Genomic DNA, 15,290 nt, shown 5'->3' with positions numbered 1-15,290 from the left:
CCCGGGAATTTGTTCCCAGCCTAAGCGTTTCAACCCAACCTCAAAGCGGATACTGATTGGTTTACCTCTCAAGTCCGGGTTGGAGTAAGTACCAGAGCCAGCGTGTTCTCTAAGGTGCTTTGCCAAAACGCCCAAGTTTCCTAAAAACGCGGAATCCGCTGCCTTTCAAAACGCCGAAAGGTATGATTCTTCTGGTCTTCCGACCGTAGAATCCGTTCTGGAAAAGCGAAGCTGCGATCCAAAATCGCGGTTTTGACATGTTCAAACGGAAGTGCTGAACGGACGATCGATCGAGAAATGAACGAAGAGCTTCCGTCTCCCCTTTCATCCCTCATCCCTCATCCCTCATCCTTCCAGATGTGTAGAAAAGGAGACCAGTCAAGTGGCTGTCGGTATTCTCGGCACAAAACTCGGCATGACCCAAGTTTTTGACGACACAGGAAAAGCCATTCCTGTCACCGTTATTCAAGCTGGCCCATGCCCCATTACCCAGGTCAAAACTCCCGAAACAGATGGCTATTCAGCCCTGCAAATCGGATTCGGTGAAACCAAAGTCAAAGCCCTCAGCAAGCCCGAACTCGGACACCTTGCTAAGTCAAATTCTGCGCCCCTGCGCCATCTGATCGAACTGCGCCTCGACGCACCTCCGACCGACTACGAACTCGGTCAAGCTCTGAAAGCAGACCTGTTTGAAGCGGGCCAAATCGTTGATGTGATCGGCACCAGCATTGGGAAAGGATTTGCAGGCTACCAAAAGCGCCACAACTTCAAACGCGGGCCGATGGCTCACGGTTCCAAAAACCACCGCGCTCCCGGATCGACTGGAGCAGGCACCACCCCTGGACGAGTCTATCCTGGTAAGCGGATGGCGGGTCAGATGGGCAACGAGCAAGTCACGATTCGCAAATTGACCGTGGTGCGCGTGGATGTCGATCGCAACCTGATCTTGATCAAAGGAGCGGTACCCGGTAAGCCCGGCGCTCTGGTGCAAATTATGCCCGCTAAGAAAGTGGGTCGCTAGGGCAGGAAGGAGAAAAGACAATGGTTGATTGTGTAGTAAAAGACTGGCAGGGAGCCGAATCGGGGCAGGCCTCGATCGACCTCAAGGTTGCTAAAGCAGAAACCGCCAAAGGGGTAGTTCATAGAGCCTTGGTGCGTCAATTGGCAAACCAGCGTCAGGGTACCGCTTCCACCAAAACTCGCGCAGAAGTGAGAGGCGGCGGTCGCAAACCCTGGAGACAAAAAGGAACGGGACGCGCTCGTGCAGGTTCCAATCGTTCTCCCTTGTGGCGGGGCGGCGGTGTGATCTTTGGGCCAAAGCCTAGAGATTACACGATTAAAATGAATCGCAAAGAGCGACGGTTGGCGCTGCGGACGGCGTTTCAAAGTCGGGTTGAAGACTTAATTGTGGTGCAGGATTTTGCCGACCAGCTTTCTCGTCCCAAGACGAAAGAAATGACTCAGGCCCTGACGCGCTGGGGAGTCGAACCCGATTCTAAAGTGCTGCTGATTGTGGCTGAAAGAAACGAAACAGTTTATCTGTCTGCCCGCAATATTGAGAAGCTGAGAATGATTTCAGCGAACAACCTCAATGTTTTTGACGTGTTGAACGCAGACAAAATCGTGGCTACGGCTTCTGCTATCACGATGATTCAGGAGGTATACGGTGAGTGACTTTAACCCCCGCTATCTAGCGGATCTGATTCGTCGCCCAATTATCACAGAGAAAGCGACCCGTCTGCTGGAAGACAACCAATACACCTTTGAGGTTGCTCCCAGAGCGTCAAAGCCCGAAATCAAAGCGGCTGTCGAATTTCTCTTCGATGTCAAAGTCGTCGGAATCAACACCCTGATGCCCCCTCGCAAAGCGCGTCGCGTCGGTAAGTTTGCAGGTCATAAGCCTCAATACAAACGCGCGATCGTCACCCTGGCATCTGGGGACTCGATCACACTGTTCCCAGAAGTTTAGAATCCCTGAGAGTAGCAAGTTATGGGCATCCGAATTTATCGTCCCTATACCCCTGGCACCCGTCAGCGCACGATCCCCGATTTTGCAGAAATCACCAAAACTGAGCCTGAAAAGTCTCTAACGACTTCTAAGCACAGAGATAAGGGACGCAATAACCGGGGCGTAATCACCTGTCGTCACCGCGGGGGCGGACACAAGAAGCTTTATCGAATTGTCGATTTTCGTCGCGACAAGCTCAACGTTCCGGCACGAGTAGCCGCGATCGAATACGATCCCAACCGCAACGCTCGTCTGGCTCTGCTGTTTTATCAAGATGGTGAGAAGCGCTATATTCTTCATCCCCACACCTTGAAAGTTGGCACGGTGATTCGGGCTGGGGCAGATGCGCCGATCGAAGTGGGCAATTCTCTTCCGTTAGAAAACATTCCTCTGGGTACGATCGTTCACAATATCGAACTCGTTCCCGGCAAAGGGGGGCAGATGGCCAGAGCCGCAGGTGCTTCTGCTCAAGTGGCTGCTAAAGAGGGCGACTATGTAACGCTGAAGCTGCCTTCGACTGAAGTTCGCATGGTTCGCAAAGAGTGCTACGCGACGATCGGACAAGTTGGCAACATCGATGCAAGAAACGTCAGCCTGGGTAAAGCGGGTCGCACTCGTCACAAAGGCCGTCGTCCCCAAGTGCGCGGTAGTGTGATGAACCCAGTGGATCACCCTCATGGTGGTGGAGAAGGTCGGGCCCCGATCGGTCGTCCCGGCCCGGTGACACCTTGGGGTAAGCCAGCCCTGGGGCGCAAAACTCGCAACAAGAAGAAGGCAAGCAGTTCTCTGATTGTGCGTCGTCGTCGTAAGTCTTCCAAGCGGGGACGCGGCGGACGGGAATCGTAATTCACTTAGGGAGACCTACATATGGCACGTTCACTTAAAAAAGGCCCCTTTGTTGCCGACCATCTGATGAGCAAGATCGAAGCGCTCAATGCCAGAGGCGACAAACAAATGATCAAAACCTGGTCACGAGCTTCGACCATTTTGCCTCAGATGATTGGACATACGATCGCCGTTCACAACGGTCGAACTCACGTCCCCGTCTACGTCTCTGAACAAATGGTGGGTCACAAGCTGGGCGAATTTGCACCCACTCGGACATTCCGAGGTCATGCGGGTGGCGATAAAAAGGCACGTCGATAGGAGAAAGGCGGTTAGCGAACGGTCAATGACTGATCCGCTAACTGCTCAAGGAGAAAACTATGGCTACTGATACGACTGAAATTAAAGCGATCGCACGTTACATCCGCATGTCACCCCACAAGGTGCGCCGAGTGTTGGATCAGATTCGGGGCCGCTCCTATCGAGAAGCGCTGATCATTCTGGAATTCATGCCTTATCGCGCCTGTGATCCGGTTTTGAAGGTACTGCGATCAGCCGCGGCTAATGCGGAACACAATGAAGGACTCGATCGAGCAAGTTTGGTGGTGAGCCAAGCTTTTGCAGATGCCGGCCCTTCACTCAAGCGATTCAGACCGAGAGCGCAAGGACGGGCTTACCAAATTCGCAAGCCGACTTGTCATATCACGGTCGCGGTGGCTCCGGGTGCCGACTCCTAGTTCGCTTCCCGACTGACGACTTAAACTGCTTTTAGAGGAACGTATGGGACAGAAAATTCATCCAAATGGATTTCGGCTAGGAGTCATCAAGGAGCATGGTTCTCGTTGGTATGCTGACTTCGCCCGCTATCCTGATCTGCTCAAAGAAGATGCCAAGATTCGCCATTTCTTCATCAAGAATCCGAAAAATCTTGACAACTTGAAGAAGCCGGGAATTTCGGAAATTCGGATTGAGCGCAAAGCCGATCAGATTGACTTAGAAATTCGCACAGCTCGTCCTGGGGTCGTGGTTGGTCGCGGTGGCGCTGGGATCGAAACGCTAAGAACTGGACTGCAAGACGCTTTGGGAAATAGCGATCGCCAGATCCGCATCAATGTGGTCGAGGTGGCTCGCGTCGATGCCGATGCTGCCCTGATTGGGGAATACATTGCTGAACAGCTAGAACGTCGGGTTTCCTTCCGGCGGGTCGTGCGTCAGGCGATTCAACGCGCTCAACGGGCTGGCATTGAAGGCATCAAGATTCAAGTGAGCGGTCGCTTAAATGGGGCTGAAATTGCTCGCCCCGAATGGACTCGTGAAGGTCGTGTTCCACTCCACACGTTGAGAGCCGATATTGACTACGCCTACGTCACCGCTCAAACGATTTACGGAACGTTGGGGATTAAAATCTGGGTCTTCAAGGGTGAAATCATTCCTGGACAAGATCGCGAAATCGAGGCCGCCCCGACCAACCAACCCCGTCGTCGTCAACAGCGTCGTCGCCAACAATTTGAAGACCGATCGAACGAGGGTTAAAGGACACAGGATGAGGGATGAACCAATCCTTCTCGCTCCTCACTCCTCACTCCTCACTCCTCACTCCATAGGTACTGAGTCATGTTAAGCCCAAGAAGAACAAAATTCCGCAAACAGCAGCGCGGACGAATGAGAGGAATGGCGACTCGTGGAGCCGACCTGAACTTTGGTGATTTTGGTTTACAGGCTTTAGAGCCAAGCTGGATCACCTCTCGTCAGATTGAAGCCAGTCGTCGAGCAATGACCCGCTACATCCGTCGGGGTGGCAAAATCTATATTCGGATTTTCCCAGACAAGCCGATCACGATGCGTCCCGCAGAAACTCGGATGGGTTCTGGTAAAGGTGCGCCCGAATTTTGGGTGGCAGTAGTTAAACCCGGTCGGATCTTGTTTGAGATCGCAGGCGTTCCCGAAGCGACGGCTCGTGAGGCCATGCGTCTAGCATCCTTCAAGCTGCCGATCAAAACGAAGTTCATCACACGCGAAGCCTCGGAGGAGTCCTAAATTATGCCTCTTCCCAAATTTGAAGACGCTAAAAACTTGAGTGACCAGGAATTGGCAGATCAGATCGTTGCAGTTAAACGGCAATTATTTGACCTGAGAATGCAAAAGGGCACTCGCCAATTAGAAAAGCCTCACCAGTTCAAGCACGCAAAACATCAGCTTTCTCAATTGCTGACCGTTGAGCGAGAACGGCAGTTGAAACCGACTGAAAGCTAGAAGGCTGAACCTGAAATCATTCCCATTCATCCTTCATTATTTCAACTGGAGTATCTCAATGGCAGTAAAGGAAAGAGTTGGCTTAGTTGTCAGCGACAAGATGGACAAAACGGTGGTTGTGGCGGTTGAAAACCGATCGGCTCACCCTAAATACGGCAAGATCGTGGTGCGAACCCAGCGGTACAAAGCCCACGATGAAGAAAATAAGTGCAAGGAAGGCGATCGCGTTCGCATTCAGGAAACTCGACCCCTCAGCCGCACTAAGCGATGGGTTGTGTCTGAAATCCTGAGTACTGCCTTTAAAGGTTAAACACGAGGGACTTAGACATGATTCAACAAGAAAGTTATCTCAACGTAGCGGACAACAGTGGCGCACGTAAGCTGATGTGTATCCGTGTGATTGGTGGCGGTAATCGTCGCTATGGCGGAGTCGGTGACGTGATCATTGCGGTCGTTAAAGATGCCATTCCAAACATGGCGGTCAAAAAGTCTGATGTGGTTCGGGCGGTGATTGTCCGTACCAGACACACGATGCGTCGGGACAGCGGCATGAGTATTCGGTTTGATGACAACGCCGCCGTGATCATCAACGCGGATGGCAATCCTAGAGGCACTCGCGTCTTTGGCCCGGTAGCTCGTGAATTGCGCGACAAGAGCTTTACCAAAATCGTTTCCCTCGCTCCGGAGGTTCTGTAATGGCGACTAAACAAAAACCCGCTGTTCGTTACAAAATGCACGTCAAGAAAGGCGACACCGTTCAGGTGATTGCTGGAAGCGACAAGGGCAAAGTGGGCGAAATCCTGCAAACGATTTCTAAGACGAGCAAAGTCATTGTCAAAGGTGTAAACCTTCGCACCAAGCACGTCAAGCCTCAGCAAGAAGGTGAATCGGGTCAGATTGTGGTTCAAGAAGCCCCAATTCATAGCTCCAACGTCATGCTTTATTCCGAAAAGCAAAAAGTCGCCAGCCGCGTTTGCCACACGATCAACTCGGACGGCAAGAAAGTGCGGATGTTGAAGAAAACAGGCGAAATCATCGACTAAAGAGTTTTGAGTTCCAACGTTTAGGTTCTTTAACCTCAGCGCTCGAAACTCAAAACTCGAAACTATATCCCTGACCAAGCCCAGGGCAAGGACTCGAAACTATGGCACAACGATTAAAAGATCAGTATCAAGAAAAAATTGTCCCGAAACTCACGGAGCAATTCAACTACACGAACGTCCACCAAGTTCCGAAGGTGGCCAAAATCACGATCAACCGGGGATTGGGCGAAGCGTCACAGAATGCCAAGGCGCTAGAAGCTTCTATCAATGAGATCGCGACGATCGCCGGACAAAAACCCGTCGTGACTCGTGCCAAAAAAGCAATCGCAGGCTTCAAAATCCGAGAAGGAATGCCCGTTGGGGTGATGGTGACGCTGAGAGGCGATCGCATGTTCGCGTTTCTCGATCGCTTGATCAACCTTTCACTTCCTCGCATTCGTGACTTCCGAGGCATTAGCCCCAAAAGCTTTGACGGACGTGGCAACTACACCCTCGGTCTGAGAGAGCAACTGATCTTTCCAGAGATCGAGTACGACAGCATTGATCAGATTCGCGGGATGGACATTTCAATCATCACAACTGCAAACACCGACGAAGAAGGTCGCGCCCTGCTTAAAGAAATGGGTATGCCTTTTCGAGAAAATTGATGCAGTTTCATTAAGAGGGAACTATGGCGGCTAACGACACAATTTCAGACATGCTGACGCGCATCCGCAACGCAAGTTTGGCGCGGCATCAAACCACGGAAGTCCTATGTACCAAAATGACTCACAGCATTGCCAAAGTGCTACAGGCTGAAGGGTTTATTTCGGGCTATGAAGAATCGGGCGAAGGGGTCGATCGACGGCTCGTTCTATCCTTAAAATACAAAGGTAAAAACCGCAAACCGATTATCACAGCCTTGAAACGAGTCAGCAAACCCGGTCTGCGCGTCTATGTCAACCGGAAGGAACTGCCCCGTGTGCTGGGTGGAATTGGCATTGCAATTGTCTCGACTTCTAGCGGCATTATGACCGATCGGGAAGCTCGACGGACTGGAGTCGGCGGTGAGGTTCTTTGCTACGTCTGGTAAGTCTGGATATTATTCGTTGCTGTTTGGCTCACAGCGAATTGGACTCTAGATCTCAGGCATTAGACGTTGGACTGGATCAAGCTAAAAATCACGATCAAAGGCTAGAGTCTCAAGTCTCAAGTCCGCCGCTAACAGCTAAACGCTTCTATCAATAAAGGTAATTCAGCTATGTCTCGGATTGGTAAACGTCTCATTGATATTCCCGCCAAGGTGACGGTCAAGATCGATGGTCAGCATGTGGCGGTCAAAGGCCCCAAGGGTGAGCTTTCACGAGTGCTTCCCCCAGAAGTGATTGTGGAACAGGAAGGGACAACGGTCGAAGTCAAGCGTCGGGATGAGTCTCGTGCGGCTCGTCAGCGTCATGGTCTGTGCCGCACGCTTGTGGCCAATATGGTCGAGGGCGTATCCACGGGATTCCAGCGTCGTCTGGAGATTCAAGGCGTGGGCTATCGGGCCCAAGTGCAGGGAAGAAACCTGATCCTCAACGTCGGATACAGTAAGCCTGTTGATATTCCGCCTCCAGACGGGATTCAGCTTGCAGTGGAAGGCAACACAAACGTGATTGTCAGCGGAATTGATAAAGAAATTGTCGGCAATACAGCAGCCAAAATTCGCGCCGTTCGCCCTCCCGAACCCTACAAAGGGAAGGGAATTCGCTATGCAGGCGAAGCGGTCAGACGCAAGGTTGGTAAGTCCGGTGGTAAAGGGAAGAAATAAGCCATGAAACTGAATCGTAAAGACTCCACTCGCCGTCGTCACACTCGCATTCGTAAGCGCGTCGAAGGTACTTCAGAACGCCCTCGTCTCGCAGTGTTTCGATCAAATCAGCACATCTATGCTCAAGTGATCGATGACACGGCTCAACATACGCTGGCTTCGGCTTCGACCCTTGATCCCGAACTGAAAGAAAAGCTCGAATCATTCGCAAATCAGGAAGCTTCGGCAGAAGTGGGTAAGCTGGTAGCGCAACGCGCGATCGCCAAGGGCATTCAGTCGGTGGTCTTCGATCGCGGTGGCAATCTCTATCATGGTCGGGTCAAATCATTGGCAGACGCTGCCCGTGAAGCTGGTTTGAATTTCTAGGAGAAACTCATGGCAAAAGGTCGTAAAAGTAACAAGCCTCGTGAAGAGAAATCGGACTGGCAAGAGCGGGTGGTTCAGATTCGCCGGGTGACGAAGGTCGTCAAGGGCGGTAAAAAACTGAGCTTCCGGGCGATCGTCGTCGTCGGTAACGAGCGGGGTCAAGTCGGGGTCGGCGTTGGTAAGGCCAGCGATGTCATCGGCGCGGTTAAGAAAGGCGTTGCGGATGGCAAGAAGCATCTTGTAGAAGTCCCTTTGACCAAATCCAATTCAATTCCTCATCCAACCAATGGCAGCGGTGGCGGCGCAAAAGTAATGATGCGTCCAGCGGCTCCAGGGACTGGGGTAATTGCTGGGGGAGCCGTTCGGACGGTTCTCGAACTTGCGGGCGTGAAGAACATTCTGGCCAAACAGCTTGGTTCTGGCAATCCGCTCAACAATGCACGGGCGGCGGTCAGTGCGCTGGATGGACTGCGAACCTTCGCGGAAGTGGCTGAAGAACGGGGTGTTCCAGTCGAAAACCTCTACGCTTAGTCTCTCAAGATTGAGTCGAGAGATTAGGTCAAGAAACTTTCATTAGCACTGACTAAACACTATGAGAATCGATGATGTAGCGCCTCAACAAGGTGCAACCAAACGTGGCCGTCGAGTCGGTCGAGGCATTGCTGCTGGACAAGGTGCAAGCTGCGGCTTTGGAATGCGGGGTCAAAAGTCTCGTTCCGGTCGCCCGACTCGCCCAGGCTTTGAAGGCGGACAAACGCCTCTGTATCGCCGACTACCCAAACGCAAGTATTTCACTGTGATCAATCGGCAAAACTACACTGTGATCAATGTGGGCGACCTGGCGGAGCTTGCTGCTAACACAGGGGTTAATCTGGCTTCCTTGATGGAAGTGGGCATTGTCACTCAAGATGACGGTCCGCTGAAAATTTTGGGTGACGGAGACTTGTCTGTAGCTCTGAACGTCCAAGCGACCAGCTTTACAGAGGGTGCCCGCGCTAAAATCGAAGCAGCTGGCGGCACCTGTGAAGTCTTGGAACCCAAACCAACCTGGCATCGTGCCCCCAAGGTGAAAGCATAGCCGTTTCAACAGATCACTAAACGTCATCCTTGCCGGGGTGGCGCTTTCTAGTCTCAAAATAAGCACCTTCTGGAACTGGGCAAATCGGTCTGCTAGGCTACGAATATATGTACGAGGTGTTCTTTTATGGTCGTTAGTCGAGATAAAGCTCCAACCGCTCAGGAAACCTTTTCTCAGATGGCTCAAGCTGCCGGACTTAGAGGGCGTTTGCTCTTGACGATCGGCTTACTGATTCTGGTTCGCCTGGGGATTTATATTCCGCTACCGGGGATCGATCGGGCCGCTTTTGCTGCCAACATTTCGGGAAACTCGGCTCTCAGTTTTGTTGACTTGTTTGCTGGCGGTGGTCTGAGAACCCTGGGGATTTTTGCACTGGGGATTTTGCCGTTTATCAACGCCTCGATTATTTTGCAATTACTGACTACGGCAATCCCACAGTTAGAAGACTTGCAGAAGAATGAAGGAGAAGCCGGACGGCGCAAGATTTCTCAAATCACTCGCTATGTGGCGTTAGGGTTAGCAATTGTTCAAAGTTCGCTGTTGGCGATCGGGCTACTTCGTCCTTTTGCGCTGGATGCAGGCCCCCTATTTGTTGCTGAAACGGCATTGGCGCTGTCTGCGGGTTCAATGTTTGTGATGTGGGTTGGTGAAGTCATTACGGAGCGAGGCATTGGAAACGGGGCCTCCTTGCTGATTTTCTTAAACATCGTTTCAACCTTGCCGACTTCGTTAGGAAAAACATTTGAGTTAGCGCAGAGTGGCGATCGCAGCGTTGTGGGTGGTGTTGTGATTCTACTGCTTGTGTTCCTGGCGATGGTGATTGGAATTGTTTTTGTTCAAGAGGGCACTCGTCGAATTCCGATCATTTCAGCCCGCCGTCAGGTTGGTCGTCGCCAGTATCTAGAAAGAAGCAGCTATCTACCGCTCCGCCTTAACCAGGGTGGGGTCATGCCGATCATTTTCGCCTCTACGGTTCTGACTCTTCCGGCGCTGGTTGCTCAGGCGCTCCAAAATGCGTCCGTCAGCCAGTTTCTTGGAACTTATTTGGGGCCGACTTCTTGGGCACACAATCTTGTCTATCTTGTGTTGATTCTCTTCTTCAGCTACTTTTATGCTTCGCTTGTGGTTCAGCCCGATGAGATGTCAAAGAACTTGAAGAAGATGGGTGCAAGTATTCCAGGAATTCGTCCCGGAAAGGCGACGACTGAGTACATTGAGCGAGTCTTAAATCGGTTGACATTTCTGGGTGCGATCTTTCTAGGAGTGGTCGCGATCGTCCCTACGATCGTGGAGAGCGCAACTAGGGTTCCAACCTTTCAGGGGTTAGGCGCAACTTCACTCCTAATTCTGGTTGGGGTCGCGATTGACACGGCGAAACAAATTCAAACTTACGTCATCTCCCAGAGATACGAAGGAATGGTGAAACAGTAGTGGCTCGACTCATCTTTCTAGGCCCACCCGGAGCAGGCAAAGGTACCCAGGCAATGGTCTTGGCTTCCCTTAAACAGATCCCTCATATTTCCACAGGCGAAATTTTACGAGCGGCGGTTGCTGGGCAGACAACCCTAGGAGTCAAAGCCAAGGGATACATGGATCGGGGAGAACTTGTTCCGGATCAGCTTGTGATTGACCTGATTCGAGAACGATTGGGAGAGTCGGATGCTGAGGCTGGCTGGATTCTAGACGGATACCCGCGTAATGTAGCCCAAGCCGACTCTCTAGCAGAATTAGTCACGGAACTGGGTCAGACCCTTGATCGCGTCGTCAATTTAGACGTTCCAGACGAAACCCTGGTAGAGCGTTTGTTGAGTCGCGGACGCAAGGACGATAGCGAGAAAGTGATTCGCCGTCGCTTAGAGGTTTACCGGGAGCAAACCGCACCCCTGATCAAATACTACGAAGCTCACCAGAATTTGACCACGGTTGACGGCGATCGCCCACTGGAAGAAGTCACGACTGCCCTAAAAGAGATTGTTTAGCACAAGACTTAATGAGTCGGCCCGCTCCCAATTTCTTAGCTGCGGTGGGTTCTACCCCTTGTTTTCTGATATGGTCACCTTCCTGATATGCAGAAAGCAAATTTAATGCTCTAAACTGGAAAAGATGGTGTAAACTCTCTTGACTCCAAAAATGTTTTGTTGTAACGGAGGAAAACAGTTTGTCTAAACAAGATTTGATTGAAATGGAAGGGACGGTGGTTGACTCCCTGCCGAATGCAATGTTTCGCGTCGATTTGGATAACGGCTTTAACGTTCTTGCTCATATTTCTGGCAAGATTCGTCGCAACTACATTAAGATTTTGCCGGGCGATCGCGTCAAGGTTGAACTTACGCCCTACGACTTGACCAAGGGCAGAATTACCTATCGCTTGCGAAACAAAAAATAAAAATGGTTTTAAAAGGCTGTAGCGGAATCTACCTTTGACAAAAACTATAAAAAATTGTTAGGATGTTGTGTTTGTTGCAGTGTTGCCAAGGTTAAGGCATGAAAGTTCGAGCGTCAGTCAAGAAGATTTGTGAAAAGTGCCGCGTCATCCGCCGTCGGGGTCGTGTGATGGTGATTTGTGAAAATCCTAAGCACAAACAGCGCCAAGGTTAGTTGGTAGACTTGCCTCAGAGGAAGGGGACTTCTAGGCAAGCAGGGTAATATCTACATCCTCAAGCAATTCAGTATAGGGAGAGAGAAGCGTGGCACGGATTGCCGGAGTAGACCTTCCCCGCGATAAGCGCGTTGAGATTGGTCTGACATACATTTACGGAATTGGACTCACCAGAGCAAAAGAAGTGATCGCCAAAACAGGCGTGAACCCGGATACTCGCGTTAGAGATTTGAGCGATGCGGATGTTTCGGCCCTTCGAGAAGCGGTCGAAAGTGGTTATCAAGTCGAAGGTGACTTACGACGATTTGACAACCTGAACGTCAAACGGTTGATGGATATCGGCTGCTATCGCGGTCGTCGTCATCGTCTTGGCTTACCCGTTCGCGGACAACGAACTCGCACCAACGCCCGGACTCGTCGCGGTGGTCGTCGAACTGTGGCCGGTAAGAAGAAAGCGCCCGGTAAGAAATAAGTAGACTCCAGACTCTAGACCTGAGATTTTGGATTCGTCCAAAGTCCATCGTTTAGAGTCTGAAGTCCCTTCTCAGCACTCATTTAGAACCTTAGATCAGAGTTTAGACATGGCGAGACAACCAACCAGAAAGACTGGCCCCCGTAAGCAAAAGAAAAACGTCCCCAGCGGCGTGGCTTACATTTCATCAACGTTTAACAACACGATCGTCACCATCTCTGATACAGGTGGCGAAGTCATCTCGTGGGCCTCTGCTGGCTCCAGTGGATTCAAGGGTGCGAAGAAAGGAACACCTTTTGCGGCTCAAACTGCGGCAGAAAGTGCAGCCCGTCGCGCAATGGATCAAGGAATGCGTCAGTTAGAAGTGATGGTCAGCGGGCCGGGAGCCGGTCGAGAGACCGCGATTCGGGCACTACAAGGGGCAGGGTTAGAAATTACTCTGATTCGTGATATCACTCCGATTCCTCACAATGGCTGCCGTCCACCCAAGCGTCGTCGAGTCTAAGCGTTTGGGTTGTGTTTGCCAGCTATCCAGAAAAGGTTCGGGTTTGAGTCAAATGAGGGAAAGCCCTCACGATCAAGGAGAAGGGAGGTCACTCCGTGGCACAGTTTCAGGTTGAATGTGTAGAGTCCACAACGGACAAAGACCAGAGCCAGTACAGCAAGTTTATTTTAGAGACGCTAGAGCGGGGTCAAGGCACGACCGTTGGCAACGCTTTGCGGCGGGTTTTGCTGTCAAACCTGGAAGGAACCGCAGCAACGGCTGTTCGGATTGCGGGCGTTTCTCACGAGTTTGCCACCATTCCAGGGGTACGCGAGGATGTTCTAGACATTCTTCTCAACATGAAGAAGGTGGTCTTTAAGAGCTATTCTGCTCAACCTCAGATTGGTCGATTGCTGGTGCAAGGGCCTGCGACGGTGACGGCCGAGCAGTTCGATCTCCCGGCTGAGGTGGAGCTAGTCGATCCCGATCAATATATTGCAACGCTTTCGGCGGGTTCTACGCTGGAAATGGAGTTCAGAATTGAGAAAGGCAAAGGTTACCGAGCGGTTGACAAAAATCGTGAGGAAACCGCAGCGCTGGACTTTTTGCAGATTGATTCTGTGTTCATGCCCGTTCGGAAGGTGAATTACAGTGTTGAAGATGCGAGAGGCGGCGGTGCGACTGAGAAAGACCGTCTACTGATGGAGATTTGGACAAATGGCAGCTTAACGCCTCAAGAAGCGTTGAGTCAGGCTGCTAACATCTTGGTTGATTTGTTCAATCCCCTTAAAGACATTCCTTCTGAACCTGCCGATGATGATTTCACTGGAGAGGACGGGCCAGAAAGTCAGATTCCGATCGAAGAGCTTCAACTCTCGGTTCGCGCTTACAACTGCTTGAAGCGGGCGCAAATTAACTCAGTTGCTGACCTGCTCGACTACAGCCAGGAAGACCTGCTTGAAATAAAGAATTTCGGGCAAAAGTCGGCCGAAGAAGTGGTCGAAGCCTTACAGCAACGGTTAGGAATTACTCTGCCTCAAGAGAAATCCCAAAAGTCCAACTAAAATCCGTTTTGAGTTCTGGGTTGAGTCATTAGCCTGGAACTTAGAATTTGGAACGAAGTCCCTCTACTTATAAACTTGTTATGCGTCATCGTTGCAGAGTTCCCATGCTTGGAAAACCTGCGGATCAGCGTAAAGCGCTCTTGCGATCGCTTACCACTGAACTGATCCGCAACGGTCGAATCAAGACGACCAAAGTTCGCGCCAAGGCCATGCGCCCTGAAGTCGAAAAGATGATTACCCTCGCTAAAGACGGTTCCCTCTCGGCCCGTCGTCAAGCCATGGGATACATCTTCGACAAACAACTGGTTCACGCCCTGTTTGAGCAAGCTCCAGAACGGTACGCCGATCGCCAAGGTGGCTACACCCGGATTATCCGAACTGTTCCCCGACGCGGCGACAACGCAGAAATGGCGTACATCGAATTGACTTAACCTCATGCTCGCTGCTCAACCCCAACCAACTCAACGCATTGCCTTAGTTATTCAATACTTGGGCACTCGTTTTCATGGGTGGCAGCGTCAGCCGAATCAGCGAACCGTTCAGGAAGAAATTGAGACGGCGCTGCGATCGGTTCTTAACCGCCCAGTGGTGATTCACGCAGCAGGAAGAACTGATACAGGCGTTCACGCAGCCGCCCAAGTCGTCCATTTTGATGCCGAAACTCTGATTCCGGCTCATCGTTGGGCAGATGTTTTAAATTCTCGTTTGCCTGACGATATTCTGATTCGCGCCTCGACTTCAGTTCATTCGACCTGGCACGCTCGATTTTCTGCGGTGTGGAGACGTTACCGTTACACGCTATTTACGGATGCCCGTCCCAATCTGTTTGTCGCGCCTTACGCTTGGCACTATTACTATGAGCCGTTGGATGAGACGCTGATTCAGAAGGCGCTGAATCCGATGCTGGGTCGGCATCATTTGGCAGCCTTTCATCGTGCGGGATCGAGTCGTCCGCATTCCTGGGTGGATGTTCAGGCGGCAGAGTGTCAGCGTCAGGGAGCCTTTTTGTACATTGAAGTTCAGGCCAGCGGCTTTTTGTATGGAATGATGCGGCTGTTGGTGGGATTGCTGGTGCAGGTGGGGCGAGGAGAGCGATCGCCCGATGACTTCACCCAACTCTGGACGGCGGAACGTCGAGAAGAAGTGAAATACGCTGCCCCGTCTCAAGGCTTGTGTTTGTTGAGGGTTGGCTATCCTGACTCGCCCTTCTCGCCCGATGTCTGGTTTGATAGCCAGCCGAGGCTAGTTCTGCCAAGTCCGACCGATTTAGAGTATTGCTTGAGTTAGCTCGATCGCAAAATTTTACAAG

Annotated in this window: 27 protein-coding genes; all 27 read left to right on the top strand. The window is 51.5% G+C overall.

Annotated elements, in window-relative coordinates; all coding sequences use genetic code 11:
• Positions 1 to 382: 382 nt before the first annotated feature.
• The 27 genes from rplC to truA all read left to right on the top strand — a co-directional run bounded on the left by rplC (position 383) and on the right by truA (position 15,268).
• Complete coding sequence (gene rplC, locus ACKFKH_RS17005; RefSeq protein WP_446859511.1) at positions 383 to 1,021, top strand: 50S ribosomal protein L3; 639 nt, start codon at positions 383 to 385, stop codon at positions 1,019 to 1,021.
• A gap of 20 nt (positions 1,022 to 1,041) precedes the next feature.
• Positions 1,042 to 1,674 carry a 50S ribosomal protein L4 gene (gene rplD / locus ACKFKH_RS17000; RefSeq protein ID WP_446859510.1) on the top strand — a complete coding sequence of 211 codons (633 nt, stop codon included), beginning with the start codon at positions 1,042 to 1,044 and terminating at the stop codon, positions 1,672 to 1,674.
• Positions 1,667 to 1,969 (top strand): 50S ribosomal protein L23, encoded by a 303-nt coding sequence (locus ACKFKH_RS16995; RefSeq protein ID WP_446859509.1) that lies wholly within the window; start codon positions 1,667 to 1,669, stop codon positions 1,967 to 1,969. Before rplD ends, ACKFKH_RS16995 begins: the two co-directional genes overlap by 8 nt.
• Before the next feature lie 21 nt (positions 1,970 to 1,990).
• Complete coding sequence (gene rplB, locus ACKFKH_RS16990; RefSeq protein ID WP_446859508.1) at positions 1,991 to 2,854, top strand: 50S ribosomal protein L2; 864 nt, start codon at positions 1,991 to 1,993, stop codon at positions 2,852 to 2,854.
• 21 nt (positions 2,855 to 2,875) lie between these two features.
• A complete protein-coding gene (rpsS, locus tag ACKFKH_RS16985; protein WP_446859507.1) occupies positions 2,876 to 3,154 on the top strand; it encodes a 30S ribosomal protein S19 in 279 nt (92 codons plus the stop codon).
• A gap of 59 nt (positions 3,155 to 3,213) precedes the next feature.
• Positions 3,214 to 3,570: a 50S ribosomal protein L22 gene (gene rplV, locus ACKFKH_RS16980; RefSeq protein WP_446859506.1), complete on the top strand. Its 357-nt coding sequence runs from the start codon at positions 3,214 to 3,216 to the stop codon at positions 3,568 to 3,570.
• A gap of 43 nt (positions 3,571 to 3,613) precedes the next feature.
• Positions 3,614 to 4,366 carry a 30S ribosomal protein S3 gene (gene rpsC / locus ACKFKH_RS16975; protein ID WP_446859505.1) on the top strand — a complete coding sequence of 251 codons (753 nt, stop codon included), beginning with the start codon at positions 3,614 to 3,616 and terminating at the stop codon, positions 4,364 to 4,366.
• Positions 4,367 to 4,447: 81 nt separating this feature from the next.
• Positions 4,448 to 4,870 carry a 50S ribosomal protein L16 gene (rplP, locus tag ACKFKH_RS16970; RefSeq protein WP_446859504.1) on the top strand — a complete coding sequence of 141 codons (423 nt, stop codon included), beginning with the start codon at positions 4,448 to 4,450 and terminating at the stop codon, positions 4,868 to 4,870.
• Between the two features lie 3 nt (positions 4,871 to 4,873).
• Entirely contained in the window at positions 4,874 to 5,086 is a 213-nt protein-coding gene (rpmC, locus tag ACKFKH_RS16965) for a 50S ribosomal protein L29 (RefSeq protein WP_446859503.1), read from the top strand.
• Positions 5,087 to 5,144: 58 nt separating this feature from the next.
• Positions 5,145 to 5,396, top strand: a complete 252-nt coding sequence (gene rpsQ, locus ACKFKH_RS16960; RefSeq protein ID WP_446859502.1) for a 30S ribosomal protein S17 — start codon at positions 5,145 to 5,147, stop codon at positions 5,394 to 5,396.
• A 17-nt stretch (positions 5,397 to 5,413) separates the two neighbouring features.
• The gene (rplN, locus tag ACKFKH_RS16955) at positions 5,414 to 5,782 is read left to right on the top strand and encodes a 50S ribosomal protein L14 (protein ID WP_446859501.1); all 369 of its coding nucleotides are present in this window, start codon (positions 5,414 to 5,416) and stop codon (positions 5,780 to 5,782) included.
• Positions 5,782 to 6,129, top strand: coding sequence for a 50S ribosomal protein L24 (gene rplX / locus ACKFKH_RS16950; RefSeq protein WP_446859500.1), 348 nt, complete (start codon positions 5,782 to 5,784; stop codon positions 6,127 to 6,129). The genes rplN and rplX overlap by 1 nt, the downstream gene beginning before the upstream one ends.
• Positions 6,130 to 6,230: 101 nt before the next feature.
• Positions 6,231 to 6,776, top strand: a complete 546-nt coding sequence (gene rplE / locus ACKFKH_RS16945; RefSeq protein WP_446859499.1) for a 50S ribosomal protein L5 — start codon at positions 6,231 to 6,233, stop codon at positions 6,774 to 6,776.
• 23 nt (positions 6,777 to 6,799) lie between these two features.
• Positions 6,800 to 7,201: a 30S ribosomal protein S8 gene (gene rpsH, locus ACKFKH_RS16940; protein WP_446859498.1), complete on the top strand. Its 402-nt coding sequence runs from the start codon at positions 6,800 to 6,802 to the stop codon at positions 7,199 to 7,201.
• 168 nt (positions 7,202 to 7,369) lie between these two features.
• A complete protein-coding gene (gene rplF / locus ACKFKH_RS16935) occupies positions 7,370 to 7,918 on the top strand; it encodes a 50S ribosomal protein L6 (protein ID WP_446859497.1) in 549 nt (182 codons plus the stop codon).
• Positions 7,919 to 7,921: 3 nt separating this feature from the next.
• Positions 7,922 to 8,284 carry a 50S ribosomal protein L18 gene (rplR, locus tag ACKFKH_RS16930; protein WP_446859496.1) on the top strand — a complete coding sequence of 121 codons (363 nt, stop codon included), beginning with the start codon at positions 7,922 to 7,924 and terminating at the stop codon, positions 8,282 to 8,284.
• Positions 8,285 to 8,293: 9 nt separating this feature from the next.
• The gene (gene rpsE, locus ACKFKH_RS16925) at positions 8,294 to 8,815 is read left to right on the top strand and encodes a 30S ribosomal protein S5 (protein WP_446859495.1); all 522 of its coding nucleotides are present in this window, start codon (positions 8,294 to 8,296) and stop codon (positions 8,813 to 8,815) included.
• A gap of 61 nt (positions 8,816 to 8,876) precedes the next feature.
• Positions 8,877 to 9,362: a 50S ribosomal protein L15 gene (gene rplO, locus ACKFKH_RS16920; protein ID WP_446859494.1), complete on the top strand. Its 486-nt coding sequence runs from the start codon at positions 8,877 to 8,879 to the stop codon at positions 9,360 to 9,362.
• A gap of 126 nt (positions 9,363 to 9,488) precedes the next feature.
• Positions 9,489 to 10,793 carry a preprotein translocase subunit SecY gene (secY, locus tag ACKFKH_RS16915; protein ID WP_446859493.1) on the top strand — a complete coding sequence of 435 codons (1,305 nt, stop codon included), beginning with the start codon at positions 9,489 to 9,491 and terminating at the stop codon, positions 10,791 to 10,793.
• Positions 10,793 to 11,341, top strand: coding sequence for an adenylate kinase (locus tag ACKFKH_RS16910; protein WP_446859492.1), 549 nt, complete (start codon positions 10,793 to 10,795; stop codon positions 11,339 to 11,341). The genes secY and ACKFKH_RS16910 overlap by 1 nt, the downstream gene beginning before the upstream one ends.
• 179 nt (positions 11,342 to 11,520) lie before the next feature.
• A complete protein-coding gene (gene infA / locus ACKFKH_RS16905) occupies positions 11,521 to 11,748 on the top strand; it encodes a translation initiation factor IF-1 (RefSeq protein ID WP_446859491.1) in 228 nt (75 codons plus the stop codon).
• 98 nt (positions 11,749 to 11,846) lie between these two features.
• Entirely contained in the window at positions 11,847 to 11,960 is a 114-nt protein-coding gene (rpmJ, locus tag ACKFKH_RS16900; RefSeq protein WP_073069333.1) for a 50S ribosomal protein L36, read from the top strand.
• An 89-nt stretch (positions 11,961 to 12,049) separates the two neighbouring features.
• Positions 12,050 to 12,433 carry a 30S ribosomal protein S13 gene (rpsM, locus tag ACKFKH_RS16895; RefSeq protein WP_446859490.1) on the top strand — a complete coding sequence of 128 codons (384 nt, stop codon included), beginning with the start codon at positions 12,050 to 12,052 and terminating at the stop codon, positions 12,431 to 12,433.
• Between the two features lie 109 nt (positions 12,434 to 12,542).
• A complete protein-coding gene (rpsK, locus tag ACKFKH_RS16890; protein WP_446859489.1) occupies positions 12,543 to 12,938 on the top strand; it encodes a 30S ribosomal protein S11 in 396 nt (131 codons plus the stop codon).
• A 95-nt stretch (positions 12,939 to 13,033) separates the two neighbouring features.
• Positions 13,034 to 13,981 (top strand): DNA-directed RNA polymerase subunit alpha, encoded by a 948-nt coding sequence (locus ACKFKH_RS16885; RefSeq protein WP_446859488.1) that lies wholly within the window; start codon positions 13,034 to 13,036, stop codon positions 13,979 to 13,981.
• 104 nt (positions 13,982 to 14,085) lie between these two features.
• Positions 14,086 to 14,412 carry a 50S ribosomal protein L17 gene (gene rplQ / locus ACKFKH_RS16880; RefSeq protein ID WP_446859487.1) on the top strand — a complete coding sequence of 109 codons (327 nt, stop codon included), beginning with the start codon at positions 14,086 to 14,088 and terminating at the stop codon, positions 14,410 to 14,412.
• A gap of 4 nt (positions 14,413 to 14,416) precedes the next feature.
• The gene (gene truA / locus ACKFKH_RS16875; RefSeq protein ID WP_446859486.1) at positions 14,417 to 15,268 is read left to right on the top strand and encodes a tRNA pseudouridine(38-40) synthase TruA; all 852 of its coding nucleotides are present in this window, start codon (positions 14,417 to 14,419) and stop codon (positions 15,266 to 15,268) included.
• Positions 15,269 to 15,290: the final 22 nt, after the last annotated feature.

Source organism: Phormidesmis sp. 146-20 (assembly GCF_052939475.1).
Note: the sequence above shows the minus strand (reverse complement) of the source record. Positions and strands in the feature narration are given on the sequence as shown.